Genomic DNA, 281 nt, shown 5'->3' with positions numbered 1-281 from the left:
AGCCATTAAAAATGCAGGATTAACACCAAAACACGACATCATTCGCGGTGGTACAGACGGCTCCCGACTTTCATTCATGGGACTGCCCTGCCCCAACATTTTCACCGGCATGATGGCCATCCATTCGCGCCATGAATTTATCAGCGTGCAAGACATGGAAAAATCCGTAGATACTTTAGTGGAATTGGTGCAGGTTTGGGTGAAGCATGAGGGGTAGAAAGCTTTTCGCCCTTACAAAGCTTCAAAAATAATTCTCGATTTCGTTTGATCCAAACTGAGCT

General features: G+C 45.6%; 1 pseudogene. It reads left to right on the top strand.

Annotated elements, in window-relative coordinates:
- Nucleotides 1-217 (top strand): annotated as a pseudogene (locus tag AB1471_RS17255) (peptidase T); the annotation flags it as partial.
- Nucleotides 218-281: the final 64 nt, after the last annotated feature.

It is taken from the genome of Jeotgalibacillus marinus (genome assembly GCF_040801915.1).
In the GTDB taxonomy this organism is placed as follows: Bacteria; Bacillota; Bacilli; order Bacillales; family Jeotgalibacillaceae; genus Jeotgalibacillus; species Jeotgalibacillus marinus.
The sequence above is the reverse complement of the archived record's forward strand: the minus strand, read 5'-3'. Positions and strand labels throughout refer to the sequence as shown.